The organism is Hoylesella buccalis ATCC 35310, assembly GCF_000177075.1.
Lineage (GTDB): Bacteria > Bacteroidota > Bacteroidia > Bacteroidales > Bacteroidaceae > Prevotella > Prevotella buccalis.
Genome location: NZ_ADEG01000090.1, coordinates 127,051 through 147,221 on the forward strand (window position 1 = coordinate 127,051; position 20,171 = coordinate 147,221).

The 20,171-nt window shown below is 36.2% G+C and carries 20 protein-coding genes and 1 tRNA gene; 18 read left to right on the forward strand and 3 right to left on the reverse strand.

What is annotated here, in order from left to right:
- A complete protein-coding gene (locus HMPREF0650_RS10045; RefSeq protein ID WP_004350536.1) occupies positions 1 to 1,269 on the reverse strand; it encodes a 3-phosphoshikimate 1-carboxyvinyltransferase in 1,269 nt (422 codons plus the stop codon).
- 8 nt (positions 1,270 to 1,277) lie between these two features.
- Positions 1,278 to 2,426, reverse strand: a complete 1,149-nt coding sequence (locus tag HMPREF0650_RS10050; RefSeq protein ID WP_004350537.1) for a zinc-dependent metalloproteinase lipoprotein — start codon at positions 2,424 to 2,426, stop codon at positions 1,278 to 1,280.
- Positions 2,427 to 2,602: 176 nt separating this feature from the next.
- Between HMPREF0650_RS10050 and HMPREF0650_RS10055 the strand changes: the two genes are divergently transcribed.
- The 18 genes from HMPREF0650_RS10055 (at position 2,603) to HMPREF0650_RS13600 (ending at position 17,248) form a co-directional block, all read left to right on the forward strand.
- Positions 2,603 to 2,675 (forward strand) — tRNA-Pro (locus HMPREF0650_RS10055).
- Positions 2,676 to 2,815: 140 nt separating this feature from the next.
- Positions 2,816 to 4,030 (forward strand): site-specific integrase, encoded by a 1,215-nt coding sequence (locus tag HMPREF0650_RS10060; RefSeq protein ID WP_004350539.1) that lies wholly within the window; start codon positions 2,816 to 2,818, stop codon positions 4,028 to 4,030.
- Between the two features lie 114 nt (positions 4,031 to 4,144).
- Positions 4,145 to 5,008: a hypothetical protein gene (locus HMPREF0650_RS10065; protein ID WP_004350540.1), complete on the forward strand. Its 864-nt coding sequence runs from the start codon at positions 4,145 to 4,147 to the stop codon at positions 5,006 to 5,008.
- A gap of 130 nt (positions 5,009 to 5,138) precedes the next feature.
- Positions 5,139 to 5,735: a hypothetical protein gene (locus tag HMPREF0650_RS10070; RefSeq protein WP_040563136.1), complete on the forward strand. Its 597-nt coding sequence runs from the start codon at positions 5,139 to 5,141 to the stop codon at positions 5,733 to 5,735.
- Positions 5,736 to 5,755: 20 nt separating this feature from the next.
- The gene (locus HMPREF0650_RS10075) at positions 5,756 to 6,250 is read left to right on the forward strand and encodes a hypothetical protein (RefSeq protein ID WP_004350543.1); all 495 of its coding nucleotides are present in this window, start codon (positions 5,756 to 5,758) and stop codon (positions 6,248 to 6,250) included.
- 5 nt (positions 6,251 to 6,255) lie between these two features.
- Positions 6,256 to 8,076: a DEAD/DEAH box helicase family protein gene (locus tag HMPREF0650_RS10080; protein ID WP_004350544.1), complete on the forward strand. Its 1,821-nt coding sequence runs from the start codon at positions 6,256 to 6,258 to the stop codon at positions 8,074 to 8,076.
- A gap of 584 nt (positions 8,077 to 8,660) precedes the next feature.
- Positions 8,661 to 9,677, forward strand: coding sequence for a DUF3871 family protein (locus tag HMPREF0650_RS10085; RefSeq protein ID WP_050774869.1), 1,017 nt, complete (start codon positions 8,661 to 8,663; stop codon positions 9,675 to 9,677).
- A gap of 77 nt (positions 9,678 to 9,754) precedes the next feature.
- Entirely contained in the window at positions 9,755 to 10,201 is a 447-nt protein-coding gene (locus HMPREF0650_RS10090) for a JAB domain-containing protein (RefSeq protein WP_004350546.1), read from the forward strand.
- Positions 10,202 to 10,203: 2 nt separating this feature from the next.
- On the forward strand, positions 10,204 to 10,407 hold the full coding sequence (locus HMPREF0650_RS10095; RefSeq protein ID WP_004350547.1) for a hypothetical protein: 204 nt from the start codon (positions 10,204 to 10,206) through the stop codon (positions 10,405 to 10,407).
- A gap of 123 nt (positions 10,408 to 10,530) precedes the next feature.
- Positions 10,531 to 11,163, forward strand: a complete 633-nt coding sequence (locus HMPREF0650_RS10100; protein WP_004350548.1) for a recombinase family protein — start codon at positions 10,531 to 10,533, stop codon at positions 11,161 to 11,163.
- A gap of 823 nt (positions 11,164 to 11,986) precedes the next feature.
- Positions 11,987 to 12,664, forward strand: coding sequence for a hypothetical protein (locus HMPREF0650_RS10105; RefSeq protein WP_004350549.1), 678 nt, complete (start codon positions 11,987 to 11,989; stop codon positions 12,662 to 12,664).
- Between the two features lie 24 nt (positions 12,665 to 12,688).
- Complete coding sequence (locus HMPREF0650_RS10110; RefSeq protein WP_040563137.1) at positions 12,689 to 13,177, forward strand: hypothetical protein; 489 nt, start codon at positions 12,689 to 12,691, stop codon at positions 13,175 to 13,177.
- A gap of 155 nt (positions 13,178 to 13,332) precedes the next feature.
- Positions 13,333 to 13,584, forward strand: coding sequence for a hypothetical protein (locus HMPREF0650_RS10115; protein ID WP_040563138.1), 252 nt, complete (start codon positions 13,333 to 13,335; stop codon positions 13,582 to 13,584).
- A gap of 29 nt (positions 13,585 to 13,613) precedes the next feature.
- Positions 13,614 to 14,042 (forward strand): tellurite resistance TerB family protein, encoded by a 429-nt coding sequence (locus tag HMPREF0650_RS10120; RefSeq protein WP_004350550.1) that lies wholly within the window; start codon positions 13,614 to 13,616, stop codon positions 14,040 to 14,042.
- Between the two features lie 12 nt (positions 14,043 to 14,054).
- Positions 14,055 to 14,351 carry a hypothetical protein gene (locus tag HMPREF0650_RS10125; protein WP_004350551.1) on the forward strand — a complete coding sequence of 99 codons (297 nt, stop codon included), beginning with the start codon at positions 14,055 to 14,057 and terminating at the stop codon, positions 14,349 to 14,351.
- A gap of 61 nt (positions 14,352 to 14,412) precedes the next feature.
- The gene (locus HMPREF0650_RS10130) at positions 14,413 to 14,772 is read left to right on the forward strand and encodes a hypothetical protein (RefSeq protein ID WP_004350552.1); all 360 of its coding nucleotides are present in this window, start codon (positions 14,413 to 14,415) and stop codon (positions 14,770 to 14,772) included.
- A gap of 937 nt (positions 14,773 to 15,709) precedes the next feature.
- Positions 15,710 to 16,774, forward strand: coding sequence for a DEAD/DEAH box helicase family protein (locus tag HMPREF0650_RS13595; RefSeq protein WP_375342090.1), 1,065 nt, complete (start codon positions 15,710 to 15,712; stop codon positions 16,772 to 16,774).
- Positions 16,775 to 16,897: 123 nt separating this feature from the next.
- Entirely contained in the window at positions 16,898 to 17,248 is a 351-nt protein-coding gene (locus HMPREF0650_RS13600) for a hypothetical protein (RefSeq protein ID WP_245543498.1), read from the forward strand.
- A 1,135-nt stretch (positions 17,249 to 18,383) separates the two neighbouring features.
- Here HMPREF0650_RS13600 and HMPREF0650_RS10145 read toward each other — a convergent pair.
- The gene (locus tag HMPREF0650_RS10145) at positions 18,384 to 20,165 is read right to left on the reverse strand and encodes a RagB/SusD family nutrient uptake outer membrane protein (protein ID WP_004350554.1); all 1,782 of its coding nucleotides are present in this window, start codon (positions 20,163 to 20,165) and stop codon (positions 18,384 to 18,386) included.
- Positions 20,166 to 20,171: the final 6 nt, after the last annotated feature.

The following is a 20,171-nucleotide window of genomic DNA, read 5'->3' on the forward strand; positions in this document are numbered from 1 at the left end:
CTAAATATGATGAACCGTATTGATTTCCTTTATCTGAAAACCCACATGACGCATGTCATCCCAAAAATGCGGGTAAGACTTTGATACGACTTCCGGATGATTGATGCGCAAACCAGGGAAATTGATCGCTGCTGGTGCGAAGGCCATGGCCATGCGATGGTCTTCGTATGTATCGATGGGTTCAAAAGTAGGTTCGCATTTTTCACCATCCCAGAAGAGCTCACTGCCATTCTGATCCTTGATGACATATCCCAACTTGCGCAGCTCAGTCTTCAAAGCCTCAATGCGATTTGTTTCCTTGATCAGCAAAGAAGACAAGCCTGTAAACAGAAACGGTATGTCGAGTACCGCACAGCATACTGCGAATGTCTGTGCCAAATCGGGCGAATTGATAAAATCGTACTCCAATTTCGGCAACGTCCTGACATGTCGCGTGATACGTATGCCCCCCGTACGTGGGTCGTCACCATCTTCTACAACTGTCTTGACACTGAGCAAAGAGAAAAGATATCGCGCCACAGAATCACCTTGCTTCGACCCATCGGTCAGTCCTTTCAACATGAACGTGTTATCACGATGACTGGACAAGGCCAGAATTTCATACCAATACGAAGCCGCACTCCAATCACTTTCTATGTAATATTCGTGCGGTTGATAGGGAGTTGGCTTGACGGCAAGCGTGTCAATGTCGCTCCATTCAGCCTCTGCGCCGAACTGTTGCATAACCCATAGCGTCAGGTCGATATAGGAACGCGACGCCAAAGTTCCCGTCAGTTTCAGTTCAAGTCCATCCTTCAACACGGACCCAATCATCAACAAGGCCGAAATGTATTGCGAACTGACATCGCCTGGCATCTCCAGATAACCGCCTTTTAAAGGTTTGCCTTTAATGCGTAGTGGCGGAAAACCTTCTTGTTCGGTATATTCAATATCCGCACCAAAATAGCGTAAAGCATCTACCAACGGCCCAATAGGGCGATGTTTCATCCGCTCTGTTCCCGTGATGACATGTTCTCCTCCACGGACAGCTAAGTAAGCCGTCAGGAATCGCATGGCTGTACCAGCCGCTTTGACATCTATCACTCGCGGCATGTTCTTGAGAGCATCGATGACAACTTGCGTATCATCGCAATCGGAGAGATTCTCGGGACTAATCTTTCCGCCCGAAAGAGCATTGATGATCAATGCCCTGTTGCTCACGCTTTTAGATGCAGGCAACTTGATGGTATGGTTGAAACAGCTGGGTGCCGTGATTTCATATTGTGTCATCTTTACCTTTAGTTAATTGTTTGTATGGGCAGATCTAACACCTCGTCACTCTCCTCCTTGGCAGCTCGGCTGGTTGACCTGTTTTTCTTTGGGCCTGGAATCAACGGACTATAATACAATACCTGACGAATACGATGCTTTTGGTCGGGTGACAAGTAAAAACCAAATCCTATGGCATAGTCCATGATGTTAGTTGATTCAAACTGTTGTCCTTGGCAATTTTCTCTCTTCACCAGTTCTTTAATGTCGATGTTCTTGCTGGGAGCATTCTTCAAATAGTCATTCAACCAGCTGTCATACGCTACTTTATTATAGGAAGGCGTATCCTTGCAATGGTCAGAGTCGTGACAATCATCAACAGCTTCATAACCTCCATGAGCCTTGTTCTCTGAAAACGTGTGATACAGTCCCAAGTAATGACCCAATTCATGCGCCAAGGTCACATTCACATCGGTGGAAACATATTGATATCCTCTACGTCCTTTGTCGTTTAAGACATAGCGGGTGGACTCTGAATTGATGTAGGTGCTGTTGATGGAAGAGCAATAAGCATAATTCAAGTTGCGCTTGGTCAAATGTTTTTGACGAACAGATTCAAGACCAGAGATGGTAGAATCACTCTTCGACACATACGGTAAGTGACTAACGCCCAAAGTCTGTCCATCTTTGTCTTTCGTGAAATGATACAGCATCACGTTGATGTATTCATTGGGATCCCAGATATACTTGACATTCTTTCCCGAATTGTCATTCATAAACTCTTTGGGATTGATGGGATAAGCGCCGGTATATTTCACATATTCCACTCCAGGGGTTACCAGTTCCTTGCCTGATTCATCATATTGTGCCAGAAAAAAATGCACGCGTATGCGCTCACTCTTCCCATAGACACCACCCTGAAACAACTCATTGACGTTCCTCACAATGGCTTGCAAACGTGAAACAGGGACATATTGTGTGGCATCTTCCGCATCCTGGTACAAAACGTGGAAGATGATGGGCAGTCGATAGACATACTCATCATCAATTGCCGTCTGCGTATCGTCATCGTCCTCATCCACTACCTCATTCTGCGTTTTCCGCTCCAGCCCATCATCTTGACTACAAGAAAAAAACGTGAAGCAAAACAACAGAAAAATATATGTATATCGTTGCATGAAAATAATCTCTATTGATTCATGCAAAGTTACTAAAAAAAATGAGTGAAGGCAAACGCTTTTAAACGATATCTACATGAATCCATGTAAATTAAACATTTTAAAACAAAAAAGGAAACATAAATTTGCAGATATGCCACGAAGTCACTATCTTTGCAGCACTTTTAGAAAATGATCGGGATTTGGCGCAGTTGGTAGCGCACACGTCTGGGGGGCGCGAGGTCGCTGGTTCGAGTCCAGTAATCCCGACATAAAGGTAAAGAGCTGTTAATCATTGATTACAGCTCTTTTTTCTTTTCCGTTTTACTATCGTAAGTTTTGGTGAAATTGGGTAATATTACCTCTTTTTCCCCCCTCTCATGTAAACCCAGATGTAAACCAGGATTTATATGGAAGCAACAATTTCTGTGATTTGCTACAAAAGCAAAAAGTTAAAAAACGGAGAATCTCCACTTATGTTACGAATTAGTAAAGATGGCAATCGGAGTTACCGTAGTTTAGGCATTTCTGTAAATGCAGACTTTTGGGATTTTCAACGAAATGCCCCGAAAATCAAATGTCCTAACCGCTTACTTATAGAAAAAATTATCTCTGATATTATGAGTAAATATCAAGCCAAAATACTTGAAGAAAAGATGGTTGGAAGAGAACTCTCTGCTTCACTAATTATGACAGAAACCAATTCATTCAAAAAAATATATGTGGGTGAATATCTTATTTCAATAGTTGAAATGCTTCGAAAAGATGGCCATGTAGGTAATAGTTACGCTTATCTAAACTTACATACGACTCTCAAAAAGTTTTATGGAAAGCCCTTAAACTTCTACTTTGATAGCATAGATGTCTGCTTTTGCGAAAACTTTGAAAAATGGATGCGTAAGAGGCAATTTCTTGATACAACTATGTACTTCTACTTTAAGACATTGCGTGCCACATATAACCGAGCCATAAAAGATAAATCTGCACGGAGGAACAATAATCCATTCCCAGAATATAATCTAAGCCGCTTTTCAACAAAGACAAAGAAGCGTGCGCTATCAAAAGATGATATGCGAAAAATTATCAAGTTGGATTGTAGTGAAAGAAAAAATATAACTCAACTTGCACATGATATTTTTACTTTTTCATATTATTGCGGTGGGATTTCATTCGTTGATGTTGCGAACCTCACCCCCAATAACATTGTAGATGGAAGATTGCACTACATCAGACAGAAAACTAATGGAGAGATAAATTTGTGCTTAATGAAAGAGGCGCAGAAAATAATTAGCAAATACGAAATACAATGCCACCAATCTGGCTATCTTTTTCCAATACTCAATCAAAAGCGACATACAACCCCAATGCAAAAATTTAATCGTGTACGCAAAGTTATTGAGTACATAAATCGTGAGTTACATACCATTGCAAAAGAATTGAATCTAAAAGGTGATGTCACTACCTATGTTGCTCGGCATACATTTGCTACTGTGCTAAGAAAATCTGGCGTGGACATAGGAATAATTTCTCAGTCGCTTGGACACCAAGACATACAAACGACACAGATTTATCTTGATAGTTTTGATAATGCACAGGTTGATAAAGCAATGAAAAATTTACTGTGAGACATGATTTCTATAAAAATGATCTATAAGTCCTTATTTTAAAAATGTCCATCTTTTTAAGAAACTCTGCATTTGACTATCTTCATGCGGAGTTTTTTTGTTACATTTGCGTTCATGGATAAGGAATTGACTTTAGAACAACTTGAATATGTTGCATTTGTAGCTCGTAAATTTTGCAGAGCACAAGATATTAATGACCTCTTTCTCCAAGATGAAGCAGAGTTTACAGCTATTGACCATTTCAGAAACAGGTACAACGTGCTTTTTAAGGAGCATCTTAGTAAGTGTAAAACATATCTATCCTCTAATGAAGTACAAGAGATACTACATACATATAATTTAGACTACAAGAAGTTCTGGAGACTTTACCTCTTTATTTTGGATTATACAAATATAAGTTTCTCCTATATTCCGACTTATGAGTTTTATTCTGCTCGACAACTTGCAAAAGTTTTGTCCTGCGAGATATCAGAGGGCGAAGAGCTCAAAATAAAAGTAAACGGAAAATCATTCTCAACCATCAATCCTTTTTTCAAAAATAAACTCTCTGAAAGTCTGCAAATAATGTCAGAATTGAACATGAGTTACATGGATGGTACTGTTTGCATATCTTCTGATAAAGACATACAAAGATACCGTGTTGCGCGCATGAAATTCTTCAAGGAAATGATGAGTTATTTTCTGATGAGCAAAGTAACAGCCCGTTTTCCGAGTAAAGTAAGTTTCATAGGAAAATTCCTTTATCTTGCAGAAATCTCCTTTGACAAGCGATACTGGTTAGGATATGAGCCAAGACCCATAAGAGAATGTAAGAAATATGAGATACTTCAATATGAACATCATTCTATAAACGGCATAGAATACGTAGCTATCCCCTTCGACGTAGGTAAAAATATTGCAGACACTATAAAGAAATGCAAAGACAAACCCAACGTTAAGAATTCCTTTTATTACTTTGATATCCCAACAGACTATTAATCAGCGATTTATGTTTTAGGGAAAGACCATTTGTTTTTCTTTCCCTATGGCCATTTAGGTCACTTTTCCATTTTCCTATTTCATTTCTTCCTACTTTTGCATCGCAACCGAGAAGCAGCGCGCGGCTTATTTGGCTGTAGGAAAAGAGTTCCACCTCATATTAAAAGGGCTCAATAAAAAAAAAGAAATGGAAAAAATATTCCAAAATAAAAATTTGAACACAAACGGTGTAAACAGAAAATCAATTGAACAGCTATCCAATTATCTCACGAATGCACATTTACCATTTGCACAGACACTAAGATTTAAATGGAACAAGGAAGTGATGCAGGTAAACTATCAGCTCAGATACGGACACAAGAATTCGGCAACCATTACAAGCCCTGCCAGTTTTGAACTAATCCAGACACTTATAACAGTTCTTGCAACAAATAGTCCAGATGCTCTTCTTGACTATCTAAAATCAGACGACTTGGGAGAAGTAATCCTAAACGATGAAAGACTAGATTTATTTTACCAATTTCTTGAATCAGATAGTAAAGGAGAAATCAGACCAGACTGGATTGATGATAACGGAACACGTTATGCCTGCGTTAGCTTCCAACTGGCTAAAATGAGATCAGTAGATTTCTGTTTACCAAAAAACATAGCAGTACAAGGGGCTTTAAAAAATATGGGATGCCCCTTTGATAAAGAAGCTTTAACCTTATCGATTACCAATAACTAAATGAAAAGGAGAATTTTGATATGGACAAACAAATTGTAATATCAGTAGCAAATGTAGCAAAGTCTACAAGTGAGAAATATGATAATGTGGGAGCCTATAAGCAACTTCAAGTAATGATGAAAAGAGGCGATAAACTTTCCGTGAAATGTTTCACAGATAAAGAAGGCCATACAAGCTTATGGATTGAATCTAAAAAGGTTGCAGGTTTCAAATACATTGTGAGAGCAGAAACTCTTGGTGGATTAATACATTACCTTCAAACAGGGGAAGCAACGGACTTCGATTTGCATCCCGATAACTTTACACCTGAAAAAGAAGAAGACTTTGATTTCCAACTGTGGATTTTAAAATTCTTTATTGAACAAGGGCACGTTATTCAATATGTACCACTCTTTAGAGAGTACAATGACAAGATTAGTGGAAATATTCCCATGTTAAAAGGCAATATCTTTTTCAGAATTACAAGAAGTGAAGATAATCTTGAATACCTAAGAGAGAACAAGCAAATAGCATAAAAAATATGGAAATTATAATTAAGAAAATTAACGGCAAGGTACAGCATCTCAATGAGGTGCTACCTGCCATTCCAACAAATACTATCCTCAATAAAACCATAACAGGTTGCGGTGCCACCTATACAGAAATCAAAACAAAGCGCAACTCTATAATCATAGAACCAAACAGACCTGTAATCTATGGCAAGTGTAATGATTCAAAACATAAGAAAGATAATCTTTTCAGTGTTTTCGAGGGTGTCTATACAGATGACATCGTCAAATATGTCTTGAAAAGTCAGGAGCGAGGCAAGTTCATCAAGATAATGACAACTCCAGAGAGTTTCAGTAAAGTACGGAGTGCCTTTGAGGAACTTGATATCGATATTCGATTTGAGGGTTACTTCCTGCTCTTTGATGAATGTCAAAAGATGGTAAAGGATAGTGGATATAGAGCAAATATTACCTTGCCGATAGAATTTTTCTTCCAATGCAAGAACAAGGCTATCGTTTCAGCTACCCCTCCAAATGAGTTCTCTGATGATAGGTTTGAAAACTTTGAGGTTTTGAAAATAAAGCCAGACAATGACTATTCACAGGATATAGAATTGCAAACCTCCAACAATGTTCTACAGACCTTAAAGGAAAAGCTTACAGAAATGCAAGATAGCGAGCAACCCATGTTTCTCTTTGTGAATTACACGGATATGATTTATAGCATAATGACACAACTCGGGATATTGGAAGATTCAGCTGTTTTCTGTTCACAAAAGAGTGTTGAGAAATTAAAGTCTGAACGGTTTAGGCATGCTTATGAGGACTGGAAAAGTGACAGACAAATGCGATACAACTTCATGACAAGTCGATTCTACTCTGCACTTGATATTGAATTCGACGACGCAAATATCAAACCGAATGTAATCTTGCTTACAGACTGTTTTAAGGCTGAATATACCATGTTTGACCCATATATGGACACGGTACAGGTTGTTGGCAGATTTCGGAACGGTGTTTCCAAACTTGTACATATCAGTAATACAGATTTCAGAATCAAGATTTGGACAAGACCACAGATTGTTTGCTCCTATCAATGTGAGAAATTCCTTTATGATAGGCTCTGTACATTCAGAGATAACTGCAATGATGACTTGCTGAATACTGTCTACACAAACAACATAGCTTTGCTCAACTACAACAAATTCCTTGATGAGACAGGAAAAGAAAATGGCTTTCTTATTGATAACTACATAAACGATGAATATATCAAGACTTTTTACAACTCTCATGAAACACTTTGTAAGGCATACACTGAATGCGATTATTTTAATGTTAAACATATCAGGCACCAATACAAGTTGGGCGACTATGAAAAATTGAAGTTTGCTTGCAGTGGACTAACTATCAAAGAGAAACGTGTGGAAATTGTTAATCAGTTAGAAATTCTTGGAGATTGCACAACAGAAGCTGAATTACAATATAAAACGGATTTGTCGTTTGTAGATACGCTGTTAGTACGAGCATACGATATGTTTGGAAAAGAAGCCATAGAATCTATGCAATACAGCACCAAGAAGATGAAAGAGGCCATCATATTAAAAGAACACAAGCAAAAGACATCTTCTGAAGACATTATAAAACTTATTAACATCAATTTCAAAAATCAGCATTGGTACTCGTGTGCCATGATAAAGAAACGTCTAAAAGAGATTTTCGATAGCTTGAACATATCGCCCCCTAAGGCTATAACCTCACATACTATCAATGATTATTTTGAAGCTGTAGAACAAAAGAAAAAAGAAGGACGAGGATATTACCTATTCTCTTCAAAATTCAGAAATGTGACATAATAAGAAAAAGAAGATTCTTCCCCCTCGCCCAAAAATGTTGAAGTTTTAGGAGAAATGAAGTAGAGAAATAATTCTGGCTTGATTACTCTTTTTTTTATAATTAACATTCCCACAATTAATCCTATTAATAGCATCTCCCTATTTGAAATATTTAAGAAAAATAAAAAAAATATGTGACAAATAAAAAACATTTTGGGCTTTCATTTACATTTAAATGCAGACCAAAAACATACAAATCAAACATTTGTCAAAACATTCCTATTTTTGGTTAACATTAATAAAAAAATATATAAAGTCATTGCTCTTAAAGTGTACTCCAAAGTTAGTCCCCCCGCCCTACAAAAACAATAAAAAGAATTGACTGAATAGACCTATCCATGACATGGGAAGCATTCTTAATAAATAAGATTATAACTATATTTTAGACACACTAATTCACTTTAGATAAAAGCTATTCCAGAGAATTGATAGAATAGAATTATAAAATACTTTAGTCAAATTTAGACGGTTAAATTTATTTAGCTGTTCGAAAAATATTTTATTTACGATTTAACTCTATTCAATAACTATTTTATTCATTCATCATGGAAAATTTAATGATTAGTGCTCCAACGGTGGCCAACAAACCGTTATTAGAATTTTCGGATGCAGAGTACACATCCTTTGAGGAGATTGAGACTGTCAAAACAAAAGCGTGTGTGAATTTCCTCGAAGCCAATACAGATGCAATTTCGATGACAGACCTCACTTCAAAATGCGTTGTCCCAACTTGGGGAAATCAAGAACTTACTATTTCACATCAGAAATTCATTGAAGCTGTTCACGATGCAGCGAAGACTTTCTATCACGGAGAGATTATCAATGAACCTGACATTCGTGTTTCACACATCGTGCGTGGCAGAGTACCATCAGCACTTGGCAAAAAAGCATCAGAGCTTCTTGAATCTGAAAAGACACAGTTCTATCAGAGACTTGCCTTTGCATTCACCATCCCAACTATCTATGAAACAGTTAGGGGTGAGAAGCTTGAACTTTGCATAGGTGGAGTGCGCAATTACAGCGACCTCAATCTATATAGGGCAAGCAAGGGCATAGAGAAGTTTTCCGTCTTTGTGGGTTGGAGAGTTTTGATTTGCAGTAACCAAGTCCTTACAGGCGATGGTACATTATTACAGGTCGAAGTTTCAAGCGTTCAAGACCTCTATCAAAGAGTGATGGAACTATTCTACAATTTCAATCCAGCAAAGGATATTCATTTGATGCAAACATTATCGCAGACTACACTCACAGAAACGCAGTTTGCACAGATTATTGGACGTTGCAGACTATACCAAGCCATACCTGACAACAGAGACATACCCAAGTTACTTATCACAGACAGTCAAATTAACAATGTTTGCCGTGGCTACTATTCTGACAAACATTTTGGGGTAAAGAACAATGAGATTTCTATGTTTGACTTTCATAATCTCCTTACAGAGAGCAACAAGTCGAGCTATATTGACAGTTACCTTACACGTGCGGTAAACGCAACAGAGGTAGCTGTGGGCATAAATAACGCACTTCATGGAGATTCCACATATCAGTGGTTTCTCGGTTGAATGGGTTATTGATTAGGGAGAAGGAGGCATCCACTGTGGTGTCTCCTTTTATTTTTTAATTTTAAACATTTAATATTATGGATATGGATTTCAAAGTAGCCGAAGTAACACTACAATATAAACCCACTTGTAAGAAACAAGGTAAGGTAATGAGTTCAGAAGAAGCCTATAAAATACTGTTCCCAACTTTCAAAGAGGGAACAATTGAATATAGAGAATATGCAAAGGTGCTTTATCTCAACCAAGCAAGTGAAGTTATCGCATATAACACTATTTCAGAGGGTGGAATTTCTGAGACTGCCGTTGATGTGAGAATGATATTACAGGGAGCACTACTTACCAATGCCTCTCAAATCTTATTGTGTCACAATCACCCAAGCGGCAATCTGCACCCAAGCACACAGGACGATATGCTGACAAGACGAATAAAGGAAGCATGTGAGATTTTAAGATACCACTTCACAGACCATTTAATAATTTCAAATAATGGCTATTACAGCTATCGTGATGAAGGAAGGATCTAAATATGGAAGTAAGACATGTTATTATACTTGATTTCTGCACAGCTTCACTAATCAAGATCCGTCTCAGTGATGAGCAGGTCAAGGCCGTAGATAAATATGATGATTTTGAGGACTTTTTGGCAACGCTCGAAAACGAATATGGATTTAGCCTCAATAGCTGTCAGTGGATGACATGTGAGGCTTTACAGGAATACAATTATTTTTAAAACTACAAGTGCACTACCGTAATTGGTAGTGCTCCTGTGTTCAAATAACCAATGTGTTCAAATAAATCTATAATGATTGCTTGAATACACTAAACTATGAGTTCAACTTATTCAAAGAATAATATGAATACAACAGCAGTTATTTATGCCAGAGTCTCATCAGTTGGAGACAGGCAAAGCACACAAAGGCAAGTTAATGACCTTTCAAAATATGCAGAGTTCACAAATCTCACAATTTCCAAGATATATGAGGAGCATATATCTGGAGCAAAGAAGAATACTGACAGACCTGTCTTGATGGAAGCAATAGACTATTGCATAACAAATAAAATTAAATGCTTACTAGTTAGTGAGTTGTCAAGACTTGGAAGAAATGCCTTTGAAGTACTTGATACTGTCAAATTACTCATAGACAACGGCATCAACCTATATATGCAGAAAGAGCAGTTTACCTTACTTGATAAAGAGGGAAAACCTACCATGTTTGCACCTATTATGATTGCAACCTTATCCACGTGTGCTCAACTTGAAAGAGAAAACATCAAGTTTAGACTAAATTCTGGCAGGAAGTTGTACGTTGAGCGTGGAGGCAAGTTAGGCCGTAAGGTTGGTTCTGTAAAAAGTAGTGCGCAGAAAAAGGAGGAGTACAGGGAAGTTATTCTCTACCTAAAGAAAGGCTACTCCATTAGGAATATCGCCAAACTCACAGGTAAGGGAATAAGCACTGTTCAAAGAATTAAACAGGAGTTCAACTGATTAAATAAATAGAGGCACAAATTAGCGAGGATTAATAGTATGATAGCTCTAGTTGTTAAAATGTACCTTTAGTTATATAAAGAAATTAGATAAACTTAGTTTTGTAAAGAAAATAGATAAATTTACAATTATAGCATTTTTTTTAGAGCAAAATCTCTTTTATTAAAGAAAAAGGCTTATATTTGCCTACGAGTACAAGTGTGCGCCAGAGAGCGTATGCGTTTTAAAGGCTCAAATTAATAAAAGAGCGTTTGCTTAATTATCCTTCCTCTGAAACGTGGAAAATTTCAATACTGCAAGGATGATGACAGCAGGGCTCACGCTTGGGATTATTAAACTCTTACCAAAGGGAATAATATACCTCAATGCGTGGGCTATTGTGTGTTATCTGCAGTAGGTAATTTCCACGACCACAGAGGAGATAGCGGCAATAGTTCCCACGCTTTTGTCATCTATCTAATTATTAATCGCTTACTTCTGGGAAACAGTTTGCTATTAAAACTCCAAAAATATGAGAAGCATTAAAGTTGCTATTATTTGGATTATTTTCTGGGGGTGGATATGTAATATAACATCAAATCCAAGTACATTCCAGATTATTTTATTTATAATCTTTGGAATTGGAGGACCCGTTAGTGCTATATTAAGTGACATTAGTAGAAGTTAATTGTAAAATAAGATAGAACAGCAATTCAGACTACAAATCTGAAATTATTATCCGCCAAACAATCGACAGTGTAGTATCATCGTTTTGTGAATTACAAAGCGTTACCCCTAAGTGGATACTTGATTAATCACTTGGAAAAGAATGTAAACGAAATATATGATAACAATTAACTTCACAGATAAAAAGGTATTTTTCTCTTTGTTGGAAAAAGAAAACTTAAAGCACGCAGAGTGCTATCAACTTGCTTATTATCCGTATGTTTCCCTCGCAAACTATTGTGACATAACATCTCCTAATGAAAAGAGGATATGTAAAAACATTGAGAACAAAAATATTTGGCAATTCATTCAAATCATTTCTTTATTATTTGGCGTGGGGTCTGAAGAAACATTAGAGATGCTTAATAGAGAAATGCGAAATGAACCCTTGAGGTCTGCCATAGTTGCATCACGGCTCCATCCCAACTCTCATGAAAGAATTATTGTGTACGTAGAAACGGCATGTAAAATACTACTTTCTATAGACAAAAAAGGAACTAGTCCACAAAATCTTATCAATGTAAAAATTGACGGAAAGATGCCTTTTAGGCTACTGTCCCCTAACTTGCAGAACAAAGGTGATGAATGGTTTCAAAATTTTGTCAATATAAAACTAATAACCTTGAGAAAAGCCTATAATTGCATCGGATCAGAAAAAATCTATCCTTTTTTTCTTACGTCTATCGCAAGCTCCCTATATTTTTTTTCACCAAGCATATACAACATATCACAATGTAATGACGAAAATGAAATGTTGCACTTGATATTAAATACATTCACTAATCAAATGATATAATTATTTATTTAAAATAAAACTATTATGAGCTGGAATTTATTTGGAAACGACATCTATGATGAAGATTTGTGTTTTTGCAGAGACATTGGAGATTTGCTTGTGCCAGTTAGTAAAGTAACAACATCTTTAGTATGGCACACTGCAGGGAGAAAAATAATCGAAGAGAGAAATTTGCAATCAAAGATGGAAGAATACTCCAATTTATCCTCAAGAGACAAAGTACATGATTGCTATCCAACTAATAGAAAAAAGTTGTTAGCAAACGCAGACTCCATAATGAAGTTTGTTAATTCAATTGGACTTTCACGAACTCAACTTATAGAATTACACATAATGAATGCTGTTTTTTCCGTGCTAAAAAAAATGAGCTTGCAAGATTCAGAAAAGACATATATTATTAAGAAATACTTATTGCCCAAAGATGAAATAGAGATAACAGCAACCAAAGAGCAACTAGATATAATATCACAATATGATGATACTATAGTAGAGCGGTGGAAAGAGCATTTTTAGTTGATTTATCCATTTAAAATATATGAAAAAGTGAGAAGATAAAAACAAATCCATCAATCGCTTGAAGCTTTTATTCTAGGGATACACGATGAATGTAAATGATTTCTATGTAGTATATCTGCTTATTTGTAACTTATAACACATTTAATAGTAATATGGATTATAACATAAGGAAAGGACTTGAGAACCAAATAGAAGAGTATTGTAAAAAATTAGTACAAGATGCTAATAACGAGGGGTTGGGAATTATGACAGGATCACTTATAGAAATCTCATTTGGTGAATTTCGCAAAGAGTTATTAGATTCTTTAGTGGGTTATGCCAGTCAATTAGGAGTTACCACCAATGAGATATCTGAACTAATTGATACAACAATTGACCGAATGAGAAACAAATATTTATGCTAAATAAGCTGTTGTTAATTCTAAATATTATTATGATGACTAAAAAAATTAATTTTTCAAATTTTATTACGACAGATAACACTGAATCACATCTGTCCTCTAAAGAAGTTCATGAACTTTCGGTTATTCAGAAAAAAGCAATCATTAAAGCTGTTTTATATATTATTAGTGCCGATGGTATTATAACAGAAGAAGAAAAGGCTTACTTTACATTATTAGTTAAAGAGCTAAATGTAAGTAATAGTCTAATAAGGGATTCTATTGATATTGACGACGAAGACATGTTTGAAACACTTCAAGGAATAGGCGACAAAGAATTCTTAATTCAGCAATTAAATAAAGCGGCAATGGTTGATAACAATTTTGCGGAGGAAGAAAAGAATTTGATTGCTACTTTTATAGAATATATTCCAAAAGGTTCAAAACCAAAAGAGTTTTATAACAAGATACTAAATTTTTAAACTATAGAATATATGGGACTTTTTTCAACTTTCAGTAATGTAAACAAAATAAACATTTTGCTCAAACAAATAGAACCTAAAATACAAGCTATTGAATATGAAGCTAATTCTCTTTATCCAAATAAAAATCGGGTAATAACAGAGTGTAGAACAATAGCAGTTTTAATGAGTGAAATTATGGATATTGCTGACAGTGCATCAAACAGTGTTAAATTAGCACCTTATTATCTGTTTGGCAGAAAGATGAGCTTAATCCAAATTTCTATGGCAATTGCAGCACTGATAGAAGCTTGTGAAAATTCTGATTAAGTCATGTTTCATGAATTGCAGCGCAAATAATATTTGAACAGTCAGAAATAAAATGAATTAGATGGATAATTTTAAGGGGAATTCAAAAGAGAAGACATCAAGTTATAGAGAAGAAGAGCATAAACGCATGATGCATGCTTGTTTCATGTATCTAATGACAAACGGTACTTTGCATAACGAGCGGAAAACATTTAATGCTTTAAAGTCTATCCTTGAATTAATGACTACTGTTGAGAATTTATCAGATGTTGAATATGAGAATTGCATCGTCTATTTCTATGATGACTATAGCAAAGGATGTGAATCACCTATTCCAGAATTGTATGTACGTCAAATTCTTGTTCCAGCTATTAAGAAATATGGACAATTGGACTTAGTTTTAGGTGCGACTTTACTTTATATTGCAAGAAACAATGTTTAATTCCTCAAAATTCTATTGCTTTCTGTCTGTCTAAAGTAAGGATTATTACCCCAGTTCGGGTTAAGCCTATCCCTATTTTATTAAGTTAGACGTAATATTCCTTGTGAGAGTCATGTACATGATAACACATCTCACTCTATCATGAATGGGATAAGATTTAGATAAAAAAGATAAATCTGAATAGAGTTTCATACACATGACATTTTTACTCCTAAAACTTTTATATATACCCAAATGTTAAAATGTCCATTGATTAATAAATATCGACTTTTAGTTGTCTCTAAGGTCAATTCTTTATTTTCTATTGATTTTGTTTGGAATTTGGTTTCCGAATCATTATATTTGCTATGTAAAATTTTTGATAAATACAGATTGAAAAGAAGACTCGAATGCTACTTTAGCTTTAAAATGAGAGCAAGGAAGAACCTCCAACCTATAATTAAATAAATATGGCTGAGGGTTGAGACAAAATATAAGAGAGAATACGATCTTTAATAATCAGACATAACCTGATGAATTCTATAAGAGAGAATAAAGGCTGCTGTAAGAGGCAGCTTTTATTTGCATCTAAATTTAGAATTCTACTATCAGACTAAACTGATACCCGAATTTTTTAACAAGATAATCCCATACCATAGATAAGGAAAGGAAGAAACTTTTTTTTCAAGGTTTACTATAAGAAATAGAAAAAATATTCTTTTCGCATAAAGTTAGCATAAAATTGATTTTATGTAGTTGAGGAATGCTAACAGACAATAGATTGAATATATGGATCCAAATCACTTATAGAATGAATTAGACTATTATTAGCGGTGGAGACCATCGTTATTTATCTGAATTACCAGAATTTCAAGATGGATTACCTCATGGAGTAATCAACAAGACAAAACCAGACTGTGGCGGAACGTGGGTTGCTGCAAACTGCAAGAGCAACTACATTATAGTTTGCCCATTTAGAGATTTAGTAGATAGCATCGAAGCAGATAAAAACAATAAGTACAAGACATTCAAGTGCTATGGTGGTACAAAGCAATATGAATATGAAAAATACATCAGAGAGAACAAGGTAAGGAAAATAGCTGTCACCTATGATTCTTTGCCGAAGTTAATGAGATGGATGAATGATGTAAACAACTACAAGTTAGTAGTAGATGAATACCACTTGATACTTGAAGATATAGATTATAGAGAAGATGCCATCATGGGATTGATAGAGAATGTCAATAAGTTCACACATTACAGTTTTCTTTCTGCAACTCCCATAGATGATGATCTTGAGATAACTTTCTTTAAAATGTTACCACATTATAAAGTAATATGGAATAATCTCACCAAGATAAAAATACTTCCCTACCAAACCAGTAATACCGTAAGAGGAGTTACCAACCTTATTGCATGTTTCTTGCAAGACGGAATAATAATGCCAAATAAACATGGAGTGGAAACGAAAGTTGAATCTTTATTCATCTTCCTTAATTCAGTTACAAGCATACAGCAGATAGTTTCTACTTTAGAACTCGACCCAAGCATGGTTAAGGTTAGTTGTGCGGATAGACTAAGAAACAGGATTCTCGTTGGCAAATATGAGATAGAAGCAGCAAGTACAGAATTGGCACCAAACAAGAAAATAAACTTCTTCACCAAAAAAGGATTTCAAGGCTGCAATATGTTTACCGATAACGGACTGATTATCGTTGCAAGCGATGGGAACAGGGATAGCACATTAGTTGATATATCCACTACTTTAGAACAGATAGCAGGTCGTTTGAGAGATAACAAGAATTATCAAAATGTGTTTAGAAACTCGTTAATACACATTTATTCAAAATCCAACCACATGCAGACCGATGAAGAATTTGAAAAGATGATGGTCGATAAGGCAAATGAGGGTGAGTTGATGATTAGAGGTTGGGGGAAAATGGACGATAAAGAAAGAAGTGTTTATTCCAAGAATCTAAAGTTAGATAAGCAACTCGTTTCCATAGTAAATGGCAAGATGTAGTTTAATGAGTTAAAGCGACAATCATTTATCTTCAAGCACAGGCTAAAGAACCAATACAAAGATCAGGTTAGCATTATAAGAAGCTATGACAGCTCCAATAAGTTTGTAGCTTTCGATTATAACTTGAAGTGGGAATATTTTGATATACAGATAAAGAAAGCCTTGACAGTTAGCTATAAGCAGCTGTTAATTAGTTATCTCGATCATCCAAGCAAAGAATATGATTGGGAATACCCAGAGTTCAGAAGTTTTAAGAAATGGCTTACTATAAAGGAAATGAATAGTTTAAGATGGAATAAAAACAAGATGATGAAATCTGTTGAAGACAAGAAAAAACTGAACCAAGCTTTCCGTAATATCTACAAGCAAGGTAAATTCATGAGCAACAAGGATTTAAAAGAAGCACTTGCCGAACAATTCACCAAACTTGGGATAGACACATTTAAACCAAAAGCAACTTTGATAAAGAATTAGACTATGTGCCGATATGAGAAAACAAGTAAAACGCTGAATGGTAAGAAAATAAACGGATACAGATTTCAAGAAATAACAATAAGTTTTAAATATGAATTTTGAAAAGATGAGGTGCGAACTCCATCTATTATTTGATGATGGAGATCGCATTTCTAACAAACAGCTTAAATCGTTATTGAAAAAGCTTTATCGAAAGTACGGCATTAACCGCACCGCTACAGGTACACAGATTAAGGAGTTTGGCTTCACTACACACAAGTGTAAGATACTAACAGAGAACGGAAGATTAGATGGCCAAGAATTGACTAAAATAAAATGACAAATGAAAAGCAAAAAGCAAACTTTAGCAAGGAGATAGAAACGATTGTCAAAATTGTAATCAGACAGCCTATCTACTAAGAAAACTTTCGAAGCATTTAATAAGCTATTAAATCAAAAGTAGATGATGATGTAGAAGAAAAAGATTAAGATTATTATACAACATTCTTAAAATAAAGTAACATAAATTACCATATATAAAAGATGGAGATAAAAGAAGTCTTGAGTACTTCTTTTGTCCATTTTTTATTTGTACAGAAATCCCGATTTAAGTGCGCAATTTTTCAATTAAAATCCTTACCTTTGTAGCAAAGGTAAGCCCCATAGTCTAATTTAAAAATTATAAACTAAATCAGGGTTTTGGAGTTGGTGTAAACTTAGATGTAAACCGAGAATTGAGATTTTTTGTAACTCATTGATTATCAGAGTAGGATTTGGCGCAGTTGGCAGCCTCTGGGGGGCGCGAGGTCGCTGGTTCGAGTCCAGTAATCCCGACATAAAATTAAAGAGCTGTTAATCATTGATTACAGCTCTTTTTTCTTTTCCGTTTTACTATCGCAGGTTTTGTTGAAATTGGGTAATAATATCCCAGTTCGGGTTAAGCCCTACTACGAGAGTAGCATATATACCATTGTTTGTCATTGAGTTGATGAAATCTAATTACAACCACTTGTAAGTTACAAGGAACCCTTATGGATGATATAAAACTAAAAGCCACTCACCATTCCGACGATTCATATTTACTTGAACAGAATGGTAAGTGGCAATACGAAAAACTCTTGCAATAAGCTTAAAATCTCTCAGTCAGGACTCATGTCTACCAACCAGGATTCTGTGGAAGCTTAAATCCGCGAGACTCATACAATGTGATTTGATCCTTGGGCAAAGGATACAAGTAGTCTTTCTCTGAATAAGTACGCATTTTGCCCTTATCTTTGATTGGCAAAATGTACCCGCTGTTTCCGCCTCCGTCAAGATGTACGCCTTTCAAATTCTCAACAGTCAACGGTTTCTTATTCGGATATTTGGCATTATACCATTGTACATATCTATCTTTATCTACCCATGCCCCTCTATTCAAATCGGGATTCAGACTCATGTCAGCATAATTAAGTTTACTCCAACGGCGCAAGTCATTGAACCTGATTCCTTCGAAAACCAGCTCAACTCTCCGCTCACGACGTATCTCCCACAACAATTGCGAAACATCTTGGTCGCGTTTAGGATCGTTGATGACAACACCGTTTACCTTCAATTGCCCACCATCTAAAGTTACATGAGGCATAGAGGTGCTCGGCCGATCTCTTAAAACATTTATCGTTTTATCAAAATCTTTTTGCGTCAAATTGTATGCGCCCAAAGTAGACAACTCGGCAGCCGCCTCAATATAATTCATTAACACCTCATTGTATTTCATAACAGGAGCATCCGTAATGCAAGTGCTGCTTCTACCTCCAGGCAAGTATTTTAGCGATTCATTTACAAAGCGGTTGCCAAAATAGCCAGAAACAGCCCAAACATCTACAACACCCGTCAAAAAAAGTCCCGTCGTATCAATATTGGCATACAGGCGAGGGTCACGATCAGCGATTTCGTCATAGAACCATTTATCGCCCTTAAACATATTGTTACCACTTTGACCTATAGGAAGACCGTTTTTGGTTAGATAGGAGTCGATCAAGGATTTTGAAGGTGCCTTTTCCTCGTGTTCTGTGTTTTGGAATGCCATCAAACTGTGTGTTACAATCGACTCAACATAAGCACGGTACATAATGACTTCCGGATTACCGGCGAGATCCATAGACGTGGTCAAGTCTTTATAATTATTACACAATTTATATTTGCCCTCATTCATGATGGACTCTGCAAAAATCTTCGCAGCCATCAAGTATTTTTTTGCAGCTTCGTTATTCTTTTCCCGATATTTTTGCCATGTACCCTCAAACAACATGAAGCGCGACGCAAAAGCTCTCGCTACATCTTTGTTGATTGTCAATCCGGCCTTGCCATCGGATACGCGAATATTTTCAACAGCAAAATTGAAATCATCTAACACTTTATCCATTACCACCGTACGCAGATCCCGTGCTTTGTAAAGTGTATTATAATTATTTTGCGCTATCGTATCTGCATAATAAGGAACGTCTCCAAATTTTTCAACTAACGAAGCATACTCCATTCCACGCAACAATCTACTTACGCCCAACCAGTGCTTCTTCGCTTCTTCGTTCAAGGCCGACTTTTCAATGCTATTTATTTGCAGGTTTAACGCACGAACGTTATCAAAGTTCCAACCAGAACCACTTGTTGATACCGGTGCGACCTTTGTAAAGAATGTTGCTTTCAATTGTGCGATGTCGTCTGTCCAGTCTGCAACATTGGTATCGGCAAACCAATCAGCACGCGACCATCCCGACCTATATCCAGGGAAGTAAGTGGTATAAAAATCTAATGTCGACAACCGAATGTTCGACTCTTTATCCCAAAAATCTGGAGAATAGCTCACGGTATCCAGTGGATCCAAGGTCAGAAAATCATTACATGATGTGAATGTAATGGATATCAGGAATAGTCCCAATCCAAATATTTGCTTTTTCATATTATT